This is a genomic window from Haloplanus vescus (genome assembly GCF_900107665.1).
Classification (GTDB): Archaea; Halobacteriota; Halobacteria; order Halobacteriales; family Haloferacaceae; genus Haloplanus; species Haloplanus vescus.
This window is the reverse complement of the sequence record NZ_FNQT01000002.1, coordinates 277,803-296,613: the sequence shown is the minus strand read 5'-3', so window position 1 is coordinate 296,613 and position 18,811 is coordinate 277,803. Positions and strand designations below refer to the sequence as shown.

Genomic DNA, 18,811 nt, shown 5'->3' with positions numbered 1-18,811 from the left:
ATCTGTGGCCCTCACTCGGCGTCGAGTCGCTCGGCGGCGTCGCGTTCCAAGAGTGGTTCGGCGTTCGGCGTCGGGAGCGTCACCACGTCCTCGTTGGCGAGGTCGTACTCCCGTTCGTCGACGCCGAATATCTCGCCCACGTCGCGCGTGATGCGCAGCGTCGTGCGCTCGGTGTCGTCCGACGGCGAGGGCGAGGCGACGGCGCTCCCGCCGTCGGGCGTCGGGCCGTCGGGGGTCGGGGCGTCCGGCGACTCGGCCGGCGCCGCCGACGCCTCGGGAACGGGAGCGTCGGTCGGGGTGGTCGACGTGGTGTCCGACGACGGCGCGTCAGTTTCGCTGGCCGGCGTGGTGTCGGTCGCGGTGGTGGACGTGGCGTCCGCCGACTGAGCGTCTGCCGTCTGGGCGTCCGACTCCCCGCCGTCCCCGCCGCCCATCGCCTCCGCCAAGATGTCGTCGGGGTCGGGCGCTGGCCCGGTGGGGTCGTCAGGCGTGGCCGCCGGTTCGGGGTCGGGGGTCGGCTCCGTGGCCACCTCGTCCGAGTCGTCCGCGCCCATGTTCGCCGCGCCGCCGTCGAGGGCGTCGAGCACCGTCTCGCGGTTGTCCTTGATGCGCGCGACCAAGTCCTCGAACAGGTCGCGCTCCTCGTGGGTGAGCCCCTCATCCTCTGTGGCCATGCCCGCCGCGGCGAAGGTGGCGCGCTTGACGATTTTGCCGATGCGGCGCTCGTAGATGCTCTCGACGACTTCCTCGGCCGTCTCGATTTCGTCCGAGAGGCGGCTCACTTCCGGCGAGGAGAAGGGGTCGTCCGCCTGTTCGGCGATGCGTTCGCGTTCGTCCTTGCGTTCGGCGATGTACTCCGCAACGTCGCGATAGAACGAGTCCCGCAGGTGCTGGAGGCTGTCTTTCTGCCGTTCGGTGCGCTGGACGGTGCGCAGTTCCTCCACGTTCATTCTTGGACCTTCCGGGCTCGGTTGCGCGTCATCAGGAACACGCCGACGCACTCCGGTATCGAACACTCACCAGCGTCCAGTGTAAAGCTGTCGCCAGCGAGTTCGACGGTGCCTGGTTCCGTCACCTCAACCCGGACAGTGTGGTCGGTGAATCGCTCGGGGACGGCGTCGACGAGCGGGTCGAAATCGGCGACCTCGTCCCGGTCGAGACGGCGGACGACCAGCCCGCTTCCGCCGTGGAGCGTCCCCGGGAGCCGGATAAGTCGATGGGTGTCGGTCGTCACCGGTTCGTCGATGGGCGCCGTCTCCTCGGCCACCGTCTCCTCGGCGAGCGCCTCGACCAGTATTCGTGCGCCCGGCCCACCGGCTTCGACGTTGCCGCGTTCGACGGCGTTCGGATTGTCGATGAAGGCGTCGAGCAGCGTGCCCGCGTATCCCTCGCCGATGCCGCCGAACTCCATGAGCCGCGCCGTCGCGTCGTCCTCGTCCAGCTCGCGGAGCTCCGCGACGAAATCCAGCAGGCGTTCGTGGGTGCGCTTGCCCCACCCGCCGCGGGTGCGGAGTTCGCGCCGGGTCGTCCCGCCGACGGCCCGCGTGCGAATCAGCCCCTCCATATCGAGGTCGACCGCGCGGACGTAGTCGACGATTTCGCGGCGCGCCTCCGAGTCGAGGGGCGCCAACTCGTCGTCGCGGACGTGGACGTGATAGCCGCGGCCGCCGGAGAAGACGACGGTCAGGTCGTCGAAGTCGAAGTCGGTTTCGAGGATGTCGAGCAGTCGCAGGAGGGCGTCCTGACACGCCGCGAGCATCTCGGCGTAGGTGGCGGCCTCGGGGTCGACACTCGGGAGGTGGTCGGCGTCGAGGTCGAACACGAGGTCGGCCCCGCGCCACCCCTTCTCGTCCATGGTCTTGGCGCCGGGGTCGTCGTATCGCGCGGCGGAGAAGTAGACGTGGCGGGGCGCCTCGCGCGCGAGGAAGTCGCTCACGTCGCCGAGGTCGTAGATAGACTGGTGGCGGACCATCGTCGTGGACTCGCCGCTCGTCCACGGGATGTGGCCCCACTCGCGGGTGCCGGGGTCGGGCGGGAGCGTCGGGTCGGCGCTCCGGTAGTAGTCACCGAACCGGCCGGCGAGATACTCGCGTGTCCGTCGGTCCATTCGTCTACGCCCTGCGTCGTGGACGATTTAGTAGCTTCCGAACGCCGCCGACCGCGGCGTGGAAACCCTTTTTTTCGGTGCCGGAGTGTGACCTGCATGAACAGCGGGGCGGTCGCACAGACGGGGACGGGAGCACCGGCAGAACTCGGCCCGTTGCTGGAGTGGCTATGGACGCTCACCGCGGTCCGAATCGTCGCCGCGCTGGCGGTCGTTGCGCTGGGCGTCGTCCTCTCGAAGTTCCTCGTCCGCCTGCTCGGGCGGCCCGTCGCGCGCCGCTTCCACCGACAGAGCGTCGCCCAGACCGTCCTCGGACTGCTCCGCGGGTCGACCGTCGTCGTCGCGACGCTCGCCGCCGGGAGCATCGTCGGCCTCGGCATCGGCGACATCGTCCTCTCGGTGACCGTCTTCTCTGCCGTCCTCGGTATCGTCCTCGCGCCCATCGTCGGGAGCATCATCAACGGCGTGTTCGTCCTCGCGGACAACCCCTACGAGATAGGCGACATGATAGAGTTGGAGGACGGCCGCCGCGGCTTCGTCGACGACATCACCCTTCGCTACACGAAGATATTCACGCTCGAAAACACCTTTCTCGTCGTCCCGAACTCCTCGATGCGCGAGCGAGACGTGACCAACTTCTCCGCGGAGGACGAACGCACGCGCGTCTCCATCCCGCTACTCGTCACCTACGAGGGGAGTCTGGACGACGCGCGGCGACTCATGGAACGCGCCGCGCGCAACGTCGAGGGCGTGATAGAGGGCGGCCCGGACATCCGCATCGGGAGCGCGCGCTACCCCGCAAAGCCCACCTGTCTCATCGACGCCTACGCCGACAACGGCGTCCGCCTCTCGCTCCGGTTCTGGGTGCGGACACCCTACAAGATTCCGCGAATCGAATCGGTCGTCCGCGAGCGCATCTGGGCGGGGCTGGAAGAGGCCGACGTGGAGATTGCCTACCCGCACCAGCACCTCGTGTTCGACGAGAACAGCGGTCGAGCGCGGGTCGCCGTGGAGGATGGCTCGGACCTGCCGCCGCCGGAGGCCGAGACGGCGAGCGACGCCCCCGAAGCGACGCCGATGGAGAGCGATGACTTGGAGTCGGACGCCGGCGACGGCGAGTGACTCGGTCGCCGTCCCCTACCGGCCGGCGTCGACGGTGATGACTTCGCAGTCGAGTTTCTGGCGCAGGAAGCGGTCGATGTCGGGGTCGTCGAGGAGGCGACTGAAGGTACGCCGCCATCGACTGACCTGCTTCGAGCCGATGACGACCACGTCGGCGTCCTCCGCCGCCACCTCGTCGAGGATGGTCTCCTCGACGAGAAAGCCGCGGCGGACGACGTAGCGGGCGCAGGCGAGCGCCCCGAACTCGTGTTCGACGGCCTGCTTGAGCTCCGTCCGCGTCACTTCCCGTCCCTCCTGATAGAGGTCGACGTGGAGGATGGTGAGGTCGGCGTCCCGGTCCTCGGCGATGCGAAGCGCCTCGGCGAGTGTCGCCCGGGAGTGCCGACTGAGCGGATAGCGGACGGGGACGACCACCAGCGTCATGCCTTCGGAGACGGCACCGGGCGGTTTCAATCTATGCGATTCGGGCGCCGGGAGCGTCAGCCTTCGAGTTCGAACGCGACTTCGACTTCGGCCTGGTACTCCCGCGACGGCACGCTCGCGACCTCGACGCCGAGTTCGTCCACCTCGACCCACTTCACGTTGTCAAGCGTCTCGTCCGCGCGGTCGATGGCGTCGTCGACGGCGGCATCGAAACTGTCCGGACTCGTCCCGACCAGTGTGATTTTCTTGAACACCATGGCGTACCATCCTATCGAGTGGGCGAAGATTAAAATCCCGGCCCTAAATCGGAGGGCATCGATAGCCACAGCCCCAACATATAACCCGCTATTGACAGAACCATCCACAATGGACCTGGCATCGTGTTCGCGACTTCGGGGGGAACGGTCGACGGGTCAGTTCGGGGGGCCGACGTGACGAGACACGACACCGGCCCGAGCGGTGCGGCCGGGGAGCGTCACGCCGACACCGCCACGCGACGACGGAGGTGAGATGGTGGCCGAACGCAGTCCCGACGAGTCGGCGGAGCTCGCCCGCAACGACCTGTTCGCGTTGCTTCGAAACGAGCGACGGCGCGAAGTCATTCGGTATCTTCGCGACCACGACGCTCCGGCCGACCTGCGCGACCTGAGCGAGTACATCGCCGCCGTCGAGAACGACTGCGACCCGGCGGCAGTGACCTACGAGCAGCGCAAGCGCGTCCAGACCGCGCTCTACCAGATGCATCTGCCGAAACTCGCCGACCAAGAGGTGGTGTCGTACGACCGTCGCGCCGGGGAAATAGAGCTCGGTCCGGGCGCCGCGGCCTGCCTCCCGTATCTCGACGTGGACGTGTCGGGGGCGCCCCGTCGCTGGTGGCGGTGGTATCTCGTCGCGGGCGCGGCCCTCGTGGTACTGCTCGGACTGGCCGCCCTCGGCGCCCCGCCGTTCGCGTCGCTATCGGGCGTCGAGTGCGCCGTCGTCGCGTGGGCGGTGTTCGCGCTCGTCTCCGTCGCCCACGCCGTCAGCGAGCGGCGGGCGTAATCACTGCCGGTCGAACCGGTCCGCTATCGCGCCCGTGAGGTCCGTCAGGTGAGCGGTTCCCCACACCGCGACGACGACGCCGCCGAGCGTGTCGAACAGCAAGTCGAGCATCGTGTCCCCGAGTCCGTACTGCGTGAGGACGCTCTGTGACCCAGTGGCCGAGGCAATCCCCGCCACCGCGAACTCGATGACCTCCCAGAAGACGCCGAACGCGAGGACGAGAAGGAGGATGAACACGAACATGAATCGCCCGGGGAGCGAGACGGCGTCGGAGTGAAGTTCGACGGCGCGGGCGGTGGCGTAGCCTGCGGCGGCGACGATGGAGGACGACAGCGTGTGCGTGAGGTGGTCCCACCACCAGATGCTCCGGTAGAAGTTGGTGCTGGACCCCGGAAGGCCGGCGGTCCCGAGCGCGTGGAAGAAGACGGCGATGGTTATCCACAGCGTCAGCGCTGGGTCCATCGGTATCTGGTAGTCGCGTTCGAGCACGGCCGGGAGTTGCGTCACCACGAGACCGACCGACGCGTTGACGACGATGCCGACGTTGCCGCGTTCGAGGCCCAAGCCCACGAGACCGATGAGGGCCACCTGCATCACGCGGGTGACCTGTCGCTGCTGCTGGGTGGAGAAGCCGAGACGGTCGCGAATCCGCATCAGGGCTCACCTCCCTGTGCAGGCGTCACCGGAGCGCGCGCGTCCACGTCTGCGTAGCGCCGGAAGTACCACTCGAAGAGGACGCCGGCGACGACGCCCGCGACAGTCGCAGCGACGAAGTCCCACATGAGCGCTGTCTCGATGTCGTGTTCCGGCCGACCGTCGAGCAGGAACTGTGTCCCGGCGAAGACGTCGGAGAGCCACCGCGCCTCGGCCCACACGCCGGCGGCGGCGACGGTGGCGATGACGACGAACAGGACCGCGAAGGAGTGGTTCATCCTGACTGGCGTGAACACGTCGAGTTCGACCGCGAGAATGAGCGCCGCGGCGGCGACGGCGACGTACGTGGTGACCCGGCCGGTGAGCGTCACGCCGCCGACGGTCTGGCCGACGACGAGCAGTCGTCCCAGCGCTGGGACGGAGGCGAGGGCCAGCACCTCCCACGGCACCATCGCGTCGGCGCGGCGGAAGGCAAGCGGGGGGAGAAGTGCGAGGGCGACGAGCGCGAGCGTGAAGCCAGCCCAGAGCGCGCGCCCGTTCCAGACCGCGGCGCCGCCGACGAGAACGAGGACGGCGACGAAGACCCACGCGAGCGCCGCGTTGAGCCGGCGACGCTCGAGCACCTGTCGAAGCCCGGATTCGGGGTCGGTGATTGGCATGCGGTGGCGTTCGACGCGGGGCGGTGAAAGCGCTTCGGCGGTACGGGGCGAAGATACAAGCCGGAGTCGACACTGGTAGTAATCGATGTCGACCGATCCGTCCGGCCGGGTGACCGACGGGGAACAGACGTGGCTTGACCTCGTCGACGAGGTCCTTGACACGGCCATCGACCGCGATGAAGAGCTCGAATGCACGTTCGAAGAGGTGACCGTAGACGTGCCGCTACGGATGGATACCGGCGACGAGTTCGCGCGCTGGCATCTCGACGGGACCGTCAGCGTCCACGTGGAGGGGACTCGCGGTCCGCTCGCGGACTGGCTCCGCTGGTGGTCCCGGCAGCTCTCCTGAGGATGCCCGACGCCACGTTTCAGGTGTTCGACGACGACGCGGGCGTCCGCTGGCGACTCCGGGACGGCGACGGGGCGGTGCTCGCAGTGAGCGACAGCGCGTACGATACCGAACACGACGCGATGCGCGCCGTCCAGCGACTCAAACACGTCGCGGCGACCGCTGGCGTCGAGTCGACGACCAGCGGTACGTGACCTACCAGCCCTCGAACTTGTCGCGGCGATAGACGTCGATTTCGTGGACGGTCGAGTGGTCCTGCGCGGCGGCGAAGCCGATAGCGTCGGCGATTTCTTCGGGTTCGCTCACCTCGCCCGGTTCGAACCGCTCGGCGAAGGACTCGCCGTCGTCGCCGCCGAACTCGGTCCGCACCTCCGAGGGGTTGACGACGGTGACGCCGACGCCGTCCGGCCCCGCCCGTCCCTCGACGCTGTGTGCGAAGCCGCGGACCCACCACTTCGTCGCGGCGTACACCGGATTGCCCGGCCGGGGGTACTGCCCCGCGAAACTGCCGACGAAGACGAGGTTGCCGTCCGACTCGCGCAGATGCGGGAGCGCCGCGCGCGTCGCGAAGAAGACGCCGTCGACGTTCGTGTCCATCATCGCCCGGTAGTCGTCCGTCGAGAGGTCGGCCACGCCGTCGCCGCGGCCGAGGCCCGCGTTGTTGACCAGTACGTCCAGACCGCCGAAGGCGTCGACGACCGTTTCTATCAGGTCGTCGACAGCCGCCTCGTCGCGGACGTCCGTCGGGACGACGAGCGTCTCGACACCGTATTTCGTTTCGAGGTCGGCGGCGATGCCCGCCAGTCGCTCCTCGCTCCGCGACGCGAGGGCGACTCGCGCACCCCGACTCGCCAGCTCGTGAGCGGTCGCCTCACCGATGCCGGAACTCGCGCCCGTGACGATGGCCGCGCTGTCTTCGAGACTCATGGTCGTCCGAGTCGACGCCCCCGAGACCCTTTTAGCCTTCGTGCCGCGCGACCGACGGTCGTGACCGAATGCCACCCGTAGTCCGAGATAGTTGCGTTTAAATATCGCCACCTCCTCGGTTTTGATGTGATCGGCGTGCGAGACGCCGACCGCGCTCCGATAGTGTAGTCCGGCCAATCATATTGCCCTCTCACGGCAATGACCAGGGTTCGAATCCCTGTCGGAGCATTCTTAACTTACTCCCGTACAGCGATTTTCGGTAGTCAAATTGCCGTTGTGAAGGCAATCGCGTTACGGCAAGAAAGTAGGGTATTTCTCGCACCCCGACGCTATCCTTCGATTACGAAACGTGTTAGGACAAATACAAAAATGGCCCCTCGAAGAATATCATCCTCGGAAAAGACCAACCGAGTGCTGTTCTCCTCAAACCAGTACGAGTGTTTCTAATAGTCTGAGCCGTGTTTCGCGACGAGAAACGAGAAAGTCAGTACTGCTCTACCCAAAGTGAACTAAGACAATCTCAGAACCTCTCTGATAGGTCCCCATCTATCCCTAATCATATCAAGAGCAGAAAGGATAACGTAGATACCAAGCACAAACACGAATGAAAAGCCAATAATGAGAATCGGTTGCTGGATACCCACCCCACCCGCTGAAGGATTTACCGTATTTGCCCACCCCTCAAGAAGCCCGAATATGAGTGAGAATACGGAAATGAGTAGTCCGATAGTACTGGCGGTGGAGAAATTCAGAACATCGAATTTGTCATTTACGTGCCCTAACTGAGAATAGTTCTGTTGAAGTGTGACACGGCGGGCCATTCTGTGAGCGAGAACACTACTGGTGATAGACCCTGCCCAAAACATAATTCCGTTGAGAGTGTAGAACGAATTTACTATGTTTTCGATGTAGTCCACACCACCAGTCCTCAGCGTGAGCGATAATATTGAGATATAGATGACTATCATAAATAGCCCTGCTCTGAACACCTTGAGTGCATCATCAGCAATCGCTCCGAGAGCGTCTCGCTCACCCTCATCAATTTGGGGCGAATTTTCTGACATTACTCCGGTATTTTATTGCCGACTCACATAACGATATGCCGCAAGCGAGCAGAGGATTCGGCTTGAGAAAGAAGCACTAAATTGTAGGGGACTATCTCGAAGTATTCTGAACATCTCGCACTCATCGCACTACAGATTCTGGTATGGGCTTATCCGTCTTCACGCAAGGAGTGGTAGTATGTCAGTCACCGTATCAGATATTCCTTACAGAATATCGCCAATTCAACGGAGTCGCCGATGACTGAAATTGGCCTTGTCAGTTGCGTGAAGACGAAGCGCGATGAGCCTGCCACTCCGAGAAATCTCTACACCTCCTCGTACTTCGAAAAGATGCGAGACTATGCCGAGCAGAATCACGACGAGTGGTGGATTATTTCGGCCAAACACGGCCTCCTTCATCCTGACGGAGCGCTTATCGAACCCTACAATGAGACGCTCTCGGGCGCAAGGGTTGCTCGAAAACGAGAGTGGGCCGAGGAGGTGGCTAAGCAGTTAGATGAGAGAGGGCTACTCTCGGGAGATGTGACGCTCATTCTCCACGCTGGCCAAGACTACTACGAGGAACTTCTCCCGCTCATCAAAGACAGCGGAGTGTCCATTGAGATTCCGACCGAGGGGTTGGGGATTGGAGATACACAGGCTTGGTACAAAGAACGACTATGACGACGAAAGAAGAAATCTGGCAGGAGTGGATTGGCCGATATATCGATACAGAGAATCCGATTCCCCTTTTTGAGACTGATGAGAACCTCAATTCAGAGTTCAAATATTACGGGAATGATGACCGTCGAATCTTGAAACGCAGTGAGGAGATGGAGGCTCTCGTTCGAGGAGAAGGGCGCAAAGTCATCAACGACTGGCACACCGCTGATGACACATACGACGGCCTGATTTACCTGATGTACTGGTTGGAGGATGGTGAGGTGATTCCTCTCTATGTCGGGAAGGCAGGCAAGTACGGGAGAGACGGAGAGGGCTTGAGCGCAAACCTGCGCGGCCTTCGAGGAAGCAGTACGGGAAAGTTCGCTCGATGGGGTGATGGCCACTACTATCACATCGGGAATCTCAGTGCTATCATCTTCGACCACGACAAGAACCAGAAGCAGAAGTATCGGAAGTGGGCCGACCGCCTATTCTCAGGAGGGAGACAACTCCGCCAACCTACGTACTTTTGGACGAAAGCGTGGAAACAGGATGACATCGGCCTCTTTCACGATTTTGAAGTTCCGCTTGAACAACTCGAATACCAGATAATCGGGGTAGCCTCTGACCTGTATCCTGACCTACTCCTGAATAGTGAGGGTGCCTGAAATCACAGGCCACCTCATCGCACGAGTGTCCGGTGGGTCGAAATTGTCCACAGGACAAGCCACCAGGATTTTATAAACAAAGCATCCGTTGAGTCTAACGCACAACCGATATAGACCGCCGAAAACCGCGATACGGCCAAGGAGGTGATTGGTTTGCTCCGCAAACAATCCTGCCCTCTCACGGCAATGACCAGGGTTCGAATCCCTGTCGGAGCATTTTCCGAACGTAGTGAGGAACTGCGGAGAGAGGGATTCGAATCACGCGAGACGAGCGTCAGCGAGTCTCGCACTCGGGTTCGAATCCCTGTCGGAGCACTCCTCACTTTCCGAGTACGTCACCTCACAACGACCCGTATCCGTCCACGACGTAGGATTGGTGCGCGCCGCGAGTCTGAACGTCGACGAAGTGGTGTCGCGTCGCGTCGCCCACGTCACTGGGGAACGACCCCCCGACGCCGTCCGTCTCGTCGCGTTCGCGAACGTCGTGGTCGGCGAGGCGGTCCACCACGGTCGCTGGCATCTCGTCGCCGTCACCGACGTCGACGATTACGAGGCGGTCGGTGAAACTCTTCGCGAGAAACGCGTCGTCGATAGCCTCGTGTTCTCGGAGCTCGGCGACCAGTTGACGTAATTCGGCCTCCCGGTCGGACATGTGGTAAACGGTCGTCTTCGTCACGAAAAGAGATGTTCACGAACATCTTCGACGGAGGGGTTGCGACCGGAGCGTCCGGATGTTGTCGACGAAGCTGCCATCTTCTAAGAGAGGGCGCCCGAGAGCAAGGTGGAAGAACTACGGTACTCCATCCCGTTACCGGATACAAATGGGCTACGAGTACACTGGTGATGCGCATCACGACCTCATCGACGCGTATCAAGCGGACGAAGCGCCCTTTCCGACGGAGGACGACCGAGACTATCCGCGGCGTGACTTCCTCCGTGACGAACCGCATCTGCTCAAACAGCTCCTCTTTCCCCGGTGTTGGAGCGCGACGGAGTTGGTCGATGCCCCCGAGGAGACGCGTCGCCGCCTGACCCAGCTCGGGTCGTGTATCCACCGCGGTATCACGGCCTATTCGGACCGCGACGCGGCCGAACTCACCGACCTCGTTGACCGGACGCTCGACCGACTGCCGGCGATTCGACGCACGCTCAAGAAGGACGTCGAGGCCGCCTACAAGGGCGACCCGGCAGCACGAAGCTACTGTGAAATCATTCGGTCGTATCCCGGCTTTCACGCCATCCTGACCCACCGCGTGGCGCACGTCCTGTATCAGTCCGAGCACTTCGCGTACGCCCGCGAACTCGCCGAATACGCGAAGAGCGAGACGGGCATCGACATCCACCCCGGCGCGGAGATTGGCGACTACTTCTTCATCGACCACGGGACGGGGGTCGTCGTCGGCGAGACGGCCACGGTCGGTGACTGGGCGCGAATCTACCAGAACGTCACGCTCGGCGCCCTCCACTTCGAGGAGAAGGAAGGCGAGGAGCACATGCTGGCGAAAGGCTACAAGCGACACCCCGATATCGGCGACCACGTCGTCATCGGCGCCGGGAGCAACATCCTCGGCCCAGTCGACATCGGCGACCACGTGAGTATCGGCGCGAACTCGTGGGTCACCGACGACGTGCCGGACGACACGAGCGTCTTCATCTCCGAGCATCCCGAACAGGAACGGAAATCGAACCGGTAGCTGGGCCGACTTCGACGACTTCTACCGCCACGCGACGGCTAGAACGCGAGCACGACGGCGTCGAACCTAGAATAGTCGATATATCGTGTGGTCGACGGTGAATCGACTAACAAGCGCAGGCTGCTCGGCAGATATATACACTATGTATGCCTATGTCGGCCCATTTATTAATACATTCTGGGGATTTATATATCGGCGGTAGAGCGGCTGAAACGAGAGCGTAGATGAGCGAGCCCGATCTAACAGCGCCCGAATACTACCTCAACAGGGAGCTCTCGGAACTGGCGTTTCAATCGCGCGTCCTCAGCGAGGGGATGGACGAGCGAAATCCGCCGCTCGAACGACTCCGCTTTCTCGCCTTCTTCACGAAGAACACTGACGAGTTCTTCATGAAGCGCGTGGGCGGACTCGAACAGCAAATGAAGGCGGGCGTCACCGAGACGACGCCCGACGGCCGGACGCCGGAAGAGCAGTGGCGCGAGATTCTCGACGCCGCGCGCCCCCTGTTCCGCCAACAGACCGACTACTGGCAGACCGAACTCAAGCCGGAACTCGCCGATGCCGGCATCGAAATCAGCGACTACGACGACCTGACGGCGGCCCAGCGCGACGACCTGCGCGCACACTTCGAAGCGTCGATTCTGCCGACGCTGACGCCGCTTGCCTTCGACCCCGCGCATCCGTTCCCCTTCATCTCGAACCTCTCGCTCTCGCTGGGCGTCCTCTCGGACGACGGGAGCGGCGAGGAGACGTTCACCCGCATCAAGATTCCGCCGAACCAGCCCCGGTTCGTCGACGTGCCGAACACGACCGGGCAGTACGTCCTCCTCGAGGACCTCGTCGAGGCCAACCTCGACCTCCTGTTGCCCGACCTCGACATCGTCGACGTATCGAAGTTCCGCGTGACGCGCAACGCCGAGGTGCGGCGCAACGAGGAGGTGGCGGAGGACCTCATCGACCAAATCGAGGAGGTCCTCGAACAGCGTCGCTTCGCCACAGTCGTCCGATTGGAGGTCGACGCCGACATGCCGGAACGCGCCGTCGACATCCTCCGCGAGAACCTCGGCCTCGGTGACCGCGAAGTCTTCTACCGCGAGGGGCCGATAGATTTCCAGGACTTCTTCGAGCTGATAGACGTCGACCGGCCCGACCTCAAACTCGATTCGTGGACGCCGGAACCACACCCCCGACTCCGCCCGAAGGGGAGAGAGTCCGACGGCGGGTCGAACCTCTTCGCGGAGATACGGAACGGCGACATCCTCGCTCACCACCCGTACCACTCCTTCGAGGGCACCGTCCAACAGTTCCTCGACGCGGCCGCGAACGACCCGAACGTGCTCGCGGTGAAAGCCGCCATCTACCGGACTGCGAGCGATTCGAAGGTGATTCAGACGCTCATCGACGCCGCGGACAACGGCAAGCAGGTGGCGGTGATGGTCGAACTCAAGGCCCGGTTCGACGAGAAGAACAACCTCGAATGGGTCCACCGCCTGGAGGAGGAGGGCATCCACGTCGCCTACGGAACGGTCGGCCTGAAGACCCACACCAAGACGGCGCTCGTCGTCCGCCAAGAGTCCGACGGCGTGCAACTCTACTCCCACGTCGGCACGGGGAACTACCACTCCGAGACGGCGAAGGGGTACTCCGACCTCGGGCTCCTGACTGCCGACCGGGACATCGGTCAGGACCTCACGAAGGTGTTCAACTTCTTCACGGGCCCGACGCTCGACGACAGTTTCCGCAAGCTCCTGATCGCACCCGTGACGATGCGCGAGCGGTTCGTCGAGAAGATTCGTCGAGAGAAAGCCAACGCCCGCGAGGGAAAGCGGGCGCGTATCGTCGTGAAGGTGAACGGCCTCGAAGACCCGGAGATGGTCGCGGAGCTCTACCGCGCCTCGATGGCGGGGGTCGACATCGACCTCGTCGTCCGCGACATCTGTCGGTTGCGCCCCGGACTGGAAGGCGTGAGCGAGAACGTCACCGTTCACTCCATCGTCGGCCGATTCCTGGAGCACGCACGCATCTTCTACTTCGAGAACGCCGGGGACCCCGAGTGGTACATCGGGTCGGCGGACTGGATGACGCGAAACCTTGACCACCGGGTCGAAGCCGTCACGCCCGTCGAAGCGCCGTCGCTGCGCCGCCAACTTCGATTCATTCTCGAAGCGTCGCTCCGGGACAACCGCCGACGGTGGGTGATGCAGAGCGACGGGTCCTACGAACAGGTGACGCCGGAAGAGGGCGACCCCGTCCGCGACGTGCAGGAGGTACTGATGCAGTCCGCACGCGAGGCGAGCGAGCGCGGATACGGCCCGGGACTGGTCGTGGACTCCGACCTCGTCGACGAGGAACTGCTCGTCGAACCGGTGCCCGAGACGGCCGCGAAACCGGCAACGAGCGACGGCGGTGTCGAGAGCGACGCCTCGGTGTTCGAAACCCACGCCGACCGCTGGTACCACCCGGAGAGCGAGACCTACGAGTGGGCGGTCCGAACCGCGGACGGACAGCGTCGGTACTTCAAGACGCGAGAAGGAGCGCAGGACCGCCTGCAGGCGGAGTACGAGTGACGGCGAACGTCCACGACAGCGACGCGGTGACCGAGGACGACAGCCTCAGACGGGATTGACGATTTTCGACTCGCTGCGGGACTCGTGTGTCGTGGTCGGGTCGACGGTGACGAAGCGGTCACGCCGGTAGTCGTAGGCGGTGAGCGCCCCGCCGTAGACACAACCAGTGTCGAGGCCGACGGCATAGCGGCGCTCGACGGGCCGTTCGTGGACGGTGTGCCCGAAGAAGACGCGATGCGGGCCGTCGTAGGTCTCGTACCAGAACGGGCCGTCGTAGCCGTCGCCCTGCGGAGCGCGCATCGTCAGCAACTCGTCGAGCGTGTGGTCGGCGAGCGGTCGAGCGGGGTCGACGCCGCCGTGGACGACGAGTGCGTCGCCGAAGGAGATGGCGATCGGCAGCGACTCGAAGTACGCGCGGTCGCCTTCACGGAGCCAGTCGGGGTGTTTGTCGCCGCGAACGACCTTCTGCTCGTTGTTGCCGCGGACGGAGACCAGTCGGTCGTCGTCACGGACGATGTCGACGACGCCGGGACTATCCGGGCCCTTGCGGACGAGGTCACCGACGAAGACGACGAGGTCGTCGTCAGCGAGGTCGAGTTCCTCGAGCAGCGCTTCGAGGGCCGCGCGGCTGCCGTGGACGTCGCCGACGACGTAGATGTCGGTGTAGGCGTCGACGTCGAACCGCTGGTGATGGGGGTCGACGGCGGCGCTGAACTGTGGGGAAGTCATACGGGTTGGGTACGCGAAACTGGGCGGCGACCCAAGTAAGCGGTTACTAATTGGTGTCCAGAGCGATATATACTCGCACGGAGCGCGCCGCGGGAGTCGCACCGAAACGTCTCTGAGGCCGGCAGACCGCGGCACGGCTCGACGACAGTTCCGAGCGTTTATTTCTCGGCCGACCGTCTGTGCGGACGATGACAGACACCGACAACGACGCCACGGAGCCCAGCGCCGAACCGCCATCGCGACTCGCCCGCCTGCTCTTCGGGAGCGGGCTCGCGGCGCTCGCCGTCCGGAACTTCACGAACCTCGAGGGTCGCATCGGCTACGCCGACGCGAAAGGCGTCCCGAAGGCCGAGACGCTCGTGCCGGTGGGGAGCGGACTGCTCCTCGGCGGCAGCCTGGGCATCAGCCTCTGGAAACTCCCGCGGCTCTCGGCGGCGAGCGTCGCCGCCTTCTTCGTCGGCGTCACGCCCGTCATGCACGACTTCTGGGCCGTCGATGAGGAATCGCGCGGCGAGGAGCTCACCTCCTTCCTGCAGAACGTCGCGCTGCTCGGCGCAGCGCTCGCCTTCCTCGCTCGGGCGAACGAGTAACGACCCGAATCGAGTGGCCGTCCCTCGATTCTGGTCGAATTTGTGCCTCTTTCGTGTGTAATCTCGGACAGGTGATTTAACGCCCGATGGCGAGGGTGAATCCATGACGGACGACGAAGTACGACACGGGAGGCGACACACGTCGCGAGACGGTATCGTGACCGAACGCGGGACGCGCCCCGGAGTGCGGCGATGACGTGGGGCCGACCGGCGAAAGTCGCGTTCGCCGTTGCCCTGGTGGCGAGCAGTCTCGCCGTTCCGATGGCGACCATCGGGTCGGCACAGTCGGACAGCGCCTACGTCACCATCGGCAACGTCTCGGTGTCACCGCAGACGCCCGAACCGGGCGAGCAGATAACGGTCACGGCCGAACTACAGAACTCCGAGAGCAGTAGCGGGGCCGCAGAGATTTCCGAAGTGGCGCTTCAGGGTCCGGGGCAAGCCCGGCGGAGTACCACCAACGACCTCGGCGACCTCGGTCCGGGTGACGCCATCGAAGTCCCGCTCTCGACGTCGTTCGAGAGCGAGGGTGAGAAGCGACTGAACATCGTCCTCCGCGGGACCTCGCCCAGCGGCGGCGTCTTCGTCATCGAGCGCCCCGTGTACATCGACGTCGAACGGTCCAGCGGCGTCTCGATGGCTTTCTCGACGGTCTACGACGACGACGCTGCCGCCGGCGCCGAGACACCGGTCAACGTCACGGTTGCGAACGGAGACAGCGAACAGATTACCGGCGTGCAGCTCGAACTCAACGGCAGCACCGTCGACAACCCCGACCGAATCAGAGGCTCCATCGACGGCGGGTCACAGCACGTCTTCGCGTACGACGTGACGTTCGACGAAGTCGGGACACAGACGCTCAGGGGCGAGGTCACGTATACGACCGCGGAGGGCGTCACGCGGACGGCCACGAAGTCCGTCGAGATGACCGTCGAAGAACCGGCTGTCAGGGGCGACCTCTCGGCACAGACGACGAGCGACGGCGACACCGAGGTGGAACTGACGAACTTCGGGAACACGGGCTTCTCCGACATCGAAGTGACGGCGACGGCCGACGACCAGGTCGTCGCCCGGAACCTGATGGGCGATATCGACCCCGATTCGAACGAATCGGTGACCTTCGACATCCCGAGTTCCGTCGACGGGACGGTCACGTACACGGCGACGTACACCGCGGCCGGAACCACCCACACGACGACCCTGCGCGACCAGGCCGCCGTCTCGGGCGAGATTCGCCTCGTGAGCGTCCAGTCGTCAGCGGCCGGAAGCGGCGTCACCATCCAGGGCGACGCCGCGAACCTCGGCAGCACCACCGCCGAATCCGTCCTCGTGAGCGTCCCGGACACCGAGGCCGTGAGTCCGACGTCCCCGTCCGGCCAGTACTACGTCGGCGAAGTTGAGGGCAGCGAGTTCGGCACGTTCGAACTCACCGCGTCGAGACAGTCGAACGTCTCCTCGGTCCCCGTCGAAATCACGTACGTCGTCGACGGTGACCGCGTGACGACGACCCAGCAAATCGACGTGGACTCGGCGTCGATGGGCGCGAGCGCGGCCGCTTCGAGCGGCGAGCAGAACGCCGCGAGTCGCCCGGACGAACCGGGTGGCGGCTCGGGCGGCCTCCCGATGACGGCGATTGGCGCCGTCGTCGCCCTGCTCGTCGTCGTCGGCGTGGGCTTCGGCGTGTACCGCTGGCGCAACCCATGAGCGTCATCGAACTCACGGACGTGGTCAAGCGCTACCAGAGCGGCGAGGAGACCGTCGTGGCGCTGAAAGGCATCGACTTCCACGCCGACCGCGGCGAGATGGTGCTCGTCACCGGTCCCTCCGGGTCGGGGAAGAGCACCATGCTCAACATGATTGGCTTGCTCGACACGCCGACGGAAGGCACTGTCCGCCTCGACGACCGGGAGGTGACGGACTTCGACGAGGACGAACTCACCGAGGAACGGCGCTCGTCGCTCGGATTCGTCTTCCAGGATTTCCACTTGCTCCCGATGCTCACCGCCGTCGAGAACGTCGAACTCCCGTCGATGTGGGACCGAAGCGTCCAGCGCACCGACCGCGCTATCACCCTGCTCCGGACAGTTGGCCTCGGCGACCGACTCGACCACACGCCCGCCCAACTGTCCGGCGGCCAGCAACAGCGTGTCGCCATCGCTCGCGCCCTCATCAACGAGCCGGACATCCTCCTCGCGGACGAGCCGACCGGCAATCTCGACCAGGAGACCGGACGGACGATTCTCGAGGAGATGACGCGGCTCAAAGAGGAGGAGAACATCGCCATCGTCGCGGTGACACACGACGAGCAGATGGAGGCGTACGCGGACCGAATCGTCCGCCTCGTCGACGGGGTGATTCAGTCGTGACGGTACTGCGACGGTTCCCGAGCGTCCTGATGGCGTGGCGGAACCTCGGTCGGAATCGGATGCGGACCGGGTTGGCCGCGCTCGGCATCGTCATCGGCGTCGTCGCCATCGCGTCGCTGGGCATGGCCGGCGTCGCCATCCAGCAACAGGCCACCTCGGACCTCGGTAGCCTCACCAACCAGGTGTCCGTCTCCGCGGGCCAGGACAGCGTCGAAGACGGCGTGACCGAAGACCAAGTCGAGGAGATGGAGAACCTGGTGACTGACGCGCAGGTCGTTCCGCAGAAGACGAACGACACCGAGATAGAGACGCGGAGCGGGCGCGCGTACGTGAGCGTGACGGCCGTGACCAACGCGGACGCGCTCTACGACGTCTCCAGCGGGGAGGCGCCCGCACGGCTCGAGACCGGCGCGCTCATCAGCAACAGCACGGCCCAAGAGCTCGGGTTGGAACTCGGCGACCCCGTACAGTACGACGGCCAAATCTACCGGGTTCGCGGCTTCATCGCCTCGGAGAGTGGCTTCGGAGGCGGCGGCCGCGGCGAGCTCGTCATCCCGATGTCCGGCCTCCGCGACCAGCAGTACTACGACAGCGTGACCATCATCGCCGAGGACGGAGACGCCGCGACGGCCATCTCCGACCAGCTGGTGAGTCACTTCAACAGCGACGGCCGAGAGAGCGAGGAGGAGCTGCAAATCATGACCTACGCAGGTGTCCAGGAGAACGTCGACTCCTTCATGAACACGCTCCAACTCGCCTTGCTCGGGATTGGCTCCATCTCACTCATCGTCGCGAGCGTCGCCATCCTCAACGTCATGCTGATGAGCACCATCGAGCGACGGGGCGAAATCGGCGTCCTCCGCGCCGTCGGCATCCGCCGCGGGGAAGTCCTGCGGATGATTCTGACCGAGGCGGCGTTTCTCGGCGTCGTCGGTGGGTTCGTCGGGGCGGTGGCGTCGCTCGCCGTGGGCGCCGTCCTGTTCAGCGTCCTCACCGGCGACGCGACGGGCGTCCTCGGCTGGGCGAGCGCGCAGTATCTCCTCTACGGGTTCGCCTTCGCCGTCGTCACGAGCGTGCTGAGTGGTATCTATCCGGCGTGGAAGGCCGCGAACGACCGCCCGGTCGAAGCGCTACGAGGGTGAGTGGTCGTGATTCGCCACTGGTCGCGGACGGCGTCGCCACGTGGTCGCTGGCGGGGGACCAGTCACACCA

Annotated in this window: 22 protein-coding genes and 1 tRNA gene; 13 read left to right on the top strand and 10 right to left on the bottom strand. The window is 64.5% G+C overall.

Going from position 1 to position 18,811, the window contains the following annotated elements; all coding sequences use genetic code 11:
* Nucleotides 1–11 precede the first annotated feature (11 nt).
* Both BLU18_RS09210 and priS read right to left on the bottom strand, forming a co-directional pair.
* A complete protein-coding gene (locus BLU18_RS09210) occupies nucleotides 12–950 on the bottom strand; it encodes a hypothetical protein (RefSeq protein WP_092634251.1) in 939 nt (312 codons plus the stop codon).
* Nucleotides 947–2,107 carry a DNA primase small subunit PriS gene (gene priS, locus BLU18_RS09205; RefSeq protein WP_092634249.1) on the bottom strand — a complete coding sequence of 387 codons (1,161 nt, stop codon included), beginning with the start codon at nucleotides 2,105–2,107 and terminating at the stop codon, nucleotides 947–949. The genes BLU18_RS09210 and priS overlap by 4 nt, the downstream gene beginning before the upstream one ends.
* Nucleotides 2,108–2,203: 96 nt before the next feature.
* On the opposite strand from priS, the gene BLU18_RS09200 reads away from it, so the two are divergent.
* On the top strand, nucleotides 2,204–3,226 hold the full coding sequence (locus tag BLU18_RS09200) for a mechanosensitive ion channel family protein (protein ID WP_092634247.1): 1,023 nt from the start codon (nucleotides 2,204–2,206) through the stop codon (nucleotides 3,224–3,226).
* A gap of 15 nt (nucleotides 3,227–3,241) precedes the next feature.
* On the opposite strand, the gene BLU18_RS09195 is transcribed toward BLU18_RS09200, so the two are convergent.
* Nucleotides 3,242–3,649 (bottom strand): universal stress protein, encoded by a 408-nt coding sequence (locus BLU18_RS09195; RefSeq protein WP_092634245.1) that lies wholly within the window; start codon nucleotides 3,647–3,649, stop codon nucleotides 3,242–3,244.
* A 56-nt stretch (nucleotides 3,650–3,705) separates the two neighbouring features.
* Nucleotides 3,706–3,906, bottom strand: a complete 201-nt coding sequence (locus BLU18_RS09190) for a dodecin (RefSeq protein WP_092634243.1) — start codon at nucleotides 3,904–3,906, stop codon at nucleotides 3,706–3,708.
* 253 nt (nucleotides 3,907–4,159) lie between these two features.
* On the opposite strand from BLU18_RS09190, the gene BLU18_RS09185 reads away from it, so the two are divergent.
* Nucleotides 4,160–4,690: a DUF7344 domain-containing protein gene (locus BLU18_RS09185; RefSeq protein ID WP_092634241.1), complete on the top strand. Its 531-nt coding sequence runs from the start codon at nucleotides 4,160–4,162 to the stop codon at nucleotides 4,688–4,690.
* Here the strand turns inward: BLU18_RS09185 and BLU18_RS09180 are convergent, their stop codons facing one another.
* Both BLU18_RS09180 and BLU18_RS09175 read right to left on the bottom strand, forming a co-directional pair.
* Nucleotides 4,691–5,344: a DUF2238 domain-containing protein gene (locus BLU18_RS09180; RefSeq protein ID WP_092634239.1), complete on the bottom strand. Its 654-nt coding sequence runs from the start codon at nucleotides 5,342–5,344 to the stop codon at nucleotides 4,691–4,693.
* Nucleotides 5,344–6,003 carry a hypothetical protein gene (locus BLU18_RS09175; protein ID WP_092634237.1) on the bottom strand — a complete coding sequence of 220 codons (660 nt, stop codon included), beginning with the start codon at nucleotides 6,001–6,003 and terminating at the stop codon, nucleotides 5,344–5,346. The genes BLU18_RS09180 and BLU18_RS09175 overlap by 1 nt, the downstream gene beginning before the upstream one ends.
* An 85-nt stretch (nucleotides 6,004–6,088) precedes the next feature.
* Between BLU18_RS09175 and BLU18_RS14880 the strand changes: the two genes are divergently transcribed.
* Nucleotides 6,089–6,352, top strand: a complete 264-nt coding sequence (locus BLU18_RS14880; RefSeq protein ID WP_176791219.1) for a hypothetical protein — start codon at nucleotides 6,089–6,091, stop codon at nucleotides 6,350–6,352.
* 2 nt (nucleotides 6,353–6,354) lie between these two features.
* Nucleotides 6,355–6,546 (top strand): YegP family protein, encoded by a 192-nt coding sequence (locus tag BLU18_RS14875; protein ID WP_176791218.1) that lies wholly within the window; start codon nucleotides 6,355–6,357, stop codon nucleotides 6,544–6,546.
* Nucleotide 6,547: 1 nt separating this feature from the next.
* Here BLU18_RS14875 and BLU18_RS09165 read toward each other — a convergent pair whose 3' ends face one another.
* A complete protein-coding gene (locus BLU18_RS09165) occupies nucleotides 6,548–7,279 on the bottom strand; it encodes an SDR family oxidoreductase (protein WP_092634233.1) in 732 nt (243 codons plus the stop codon).
* Nucleotides 7,280–7,432: 153 nt separating this feature from the next.
* On the opposite strand from BLU18_RS09165, the gene BLU18_RS09160 reads away from it, so the two are divergent.
* Nucleotides 7,433–7,507 (top strand) — tRNA-Glu (locus BLU18_RS09160).
* A gap of 281 nt (nucleotides 7,508–7,788) precedes the next feature.
* On the opposite strand, the gene BLU18_RS09155 is transcribed toward BLU18_RS09160, so the two are convergent.
* Nucleotides 7,789–8,343, bottom strand: coding sequence for a hypothetical protein (locus BLU18_RS09155; protein WP_092634231.1), 555 nt, complete (start codon nucleotides 8,341–8,343; stop codon nucleotides 7,789–7,791).
* 237 nt (nucleotides 8,344–8,580) lie between these two features.
* On the opposite strand from BLU18_RS09155, the gene BLU18_RS09150 reads away from it, so the two are divergent.
* Both BLU18_RS09150 and BLU18_RS09145 read left to right on the top strand, forming a co-directional pair.
* Nucleotides 8,581–9,006 (top strand): DUF6884 domain-containing protein, encoded by a 426-nt coding sequence (locus tag BLU18_RS09150; RefSeq protein ID WP_092634229.1) that lies wholly within the window; start codon nucleotides 8,581–8,583, stop codon nucleotides 9,004–9,006.
* Nucleotides 9,003–9,653 (top strand): hypothetical protein, encoded by a 651-nt coding sequence (locus BLU18_RS09145; RefSeq protein ID WP_092634227.1) that lies wholly within the window; start codon nucleotides 9,003–9,005, stop codon nucleotides 9,651–9,653. The genes BLU18_RS09150 and BLU18_RS09145 overlap by 4 nt, the downstream gene beginning before the upstream one ends.
* A gap of 340 nt (nucleotides 9,654–9,993) precedes the next feature.
* Here BLU18_RS09145 and BLU18_RS09140 read toward each other — a convergent pair whose 3' ends face one another.
* Nucleotides 9,994–10,305: a hypothetical protein gene (locus tag BLU18_RS09140; protein ID WP_092634225.1), complete on the bottom strand. Its 312-nt coding sequence runs from the start codon at nucleotides 10,303–10,305 to the stop codon at nucleotides 9,994–9,996.
* Between the two features lie 169 nt (nucleotides 10,306–10,474).
* On the opposite strand from BLU18_RS09140, the gene epsC reads away from it, so the two are divergent.
* Both epsC and ppk1 read left to right on the top strand, forming a co-directional pair.
* Complete coding sequence (gene epsC / locus BLU18_RS09135) at nucleotides 10,475–11,347, top strand: serine O-acetyltransferase EpsC (RefSeq protein ID WP_092634223.1); 873 nt, start codon at nucleotides 10,475–10,477, stop codon at nucleotides 11,345–11,347.
* A gap of 224 nt (nucleotides 11,348–11,571) precedes the next feature.
* Entirely contained in the window at nucleotides 11,572–13,914 is a 2,343-nt protein-coding gene (gene ppk1 / locus BLU18_RS09130) for a polyphosphate kinase 1 (protein WP_092634221.1), read from the top strand.
* A gap of 45 nt (nucleotides 13,915–13,959) precedes the next feature.
* Here ppk1 and BLU18_RS09125 read toward each other — a convergent pair whose 3' ends face one another.
* Entirely contained in the window at nucleotides 13,960–14,643 is a 684-nt protein-coding gene (locus BLU18_RS09125) for a metallophosphoesterase family protein (RefSeq protein ID WP_092634218.1), read from the bottom strand.
* Between the two features lie 188 nt (nucleotides 14,644–14,831).
* Here BLU18_RS09125 and BLU18_RS09120 point away from each other — a divergent pair, with 188 nt between their 5' ends.
* From BLU18_RS09120 to BLU18_RS09105, 4 genes are all read left to right on the top strand, one after another.
* Nucleotides 14,832–15,233 (top strand): DoxX family membrane protein, encoded by a 402-nt coding sequence (locus tag BLU18_RS09120; RefSeq protein WP_092634216.1) that lies wholly within the window; start codon nucleotides 14,832–14,834, stop codon nucleotides 15,231–15,233.
* Nucleotides 15,234–15,425: 192 nt separating this feature from the next.
* Nucleotides 15,426–16,937 (top strand): COG1361 family protein, encoded by a 1,512-nt coding sequence (locus tag BLU18_RS15110; RefSeq protein WP_245697938.1) that lies wholly within the window; start codon nucleotides 15,426–15,428, stop codon nucleotides 16,935–16,937.
* Nucleotides 16,934–17,599 (top strand): ABC transporter ATP-binding protein, encoded by a 666-nt coding sequence (locus BLU18_RS09110; protein ID WP_092634214.1) that lies wholly within the window; start codon nucleotides 16,934–16,936, stop codon nucleotides 17,597–17,599. The genes BLU18_RS15110 and BLU18_RS09110 overlap by 4 nt, the downstream gene beginning before the upstream one ends.
* Nucleotides 17,600–17,628: 29 nt before the next feature.
* Nucleotides 17,629–18,741 carry an ABC transporter permease gene (locus BLU18_RS09105; RefSeq protein ID WP_092634568.1) on the top strand — a complete coding sequence of 371 codons (1,113 nt, stop codon included), beginning with the start codon at nucleotides 17,629–17,631 and terminating at the stop codon, nucleotides 18,739–18,741.
* Nucleotides 18,742–18,811: the final 70 nt, after the last annotated feature.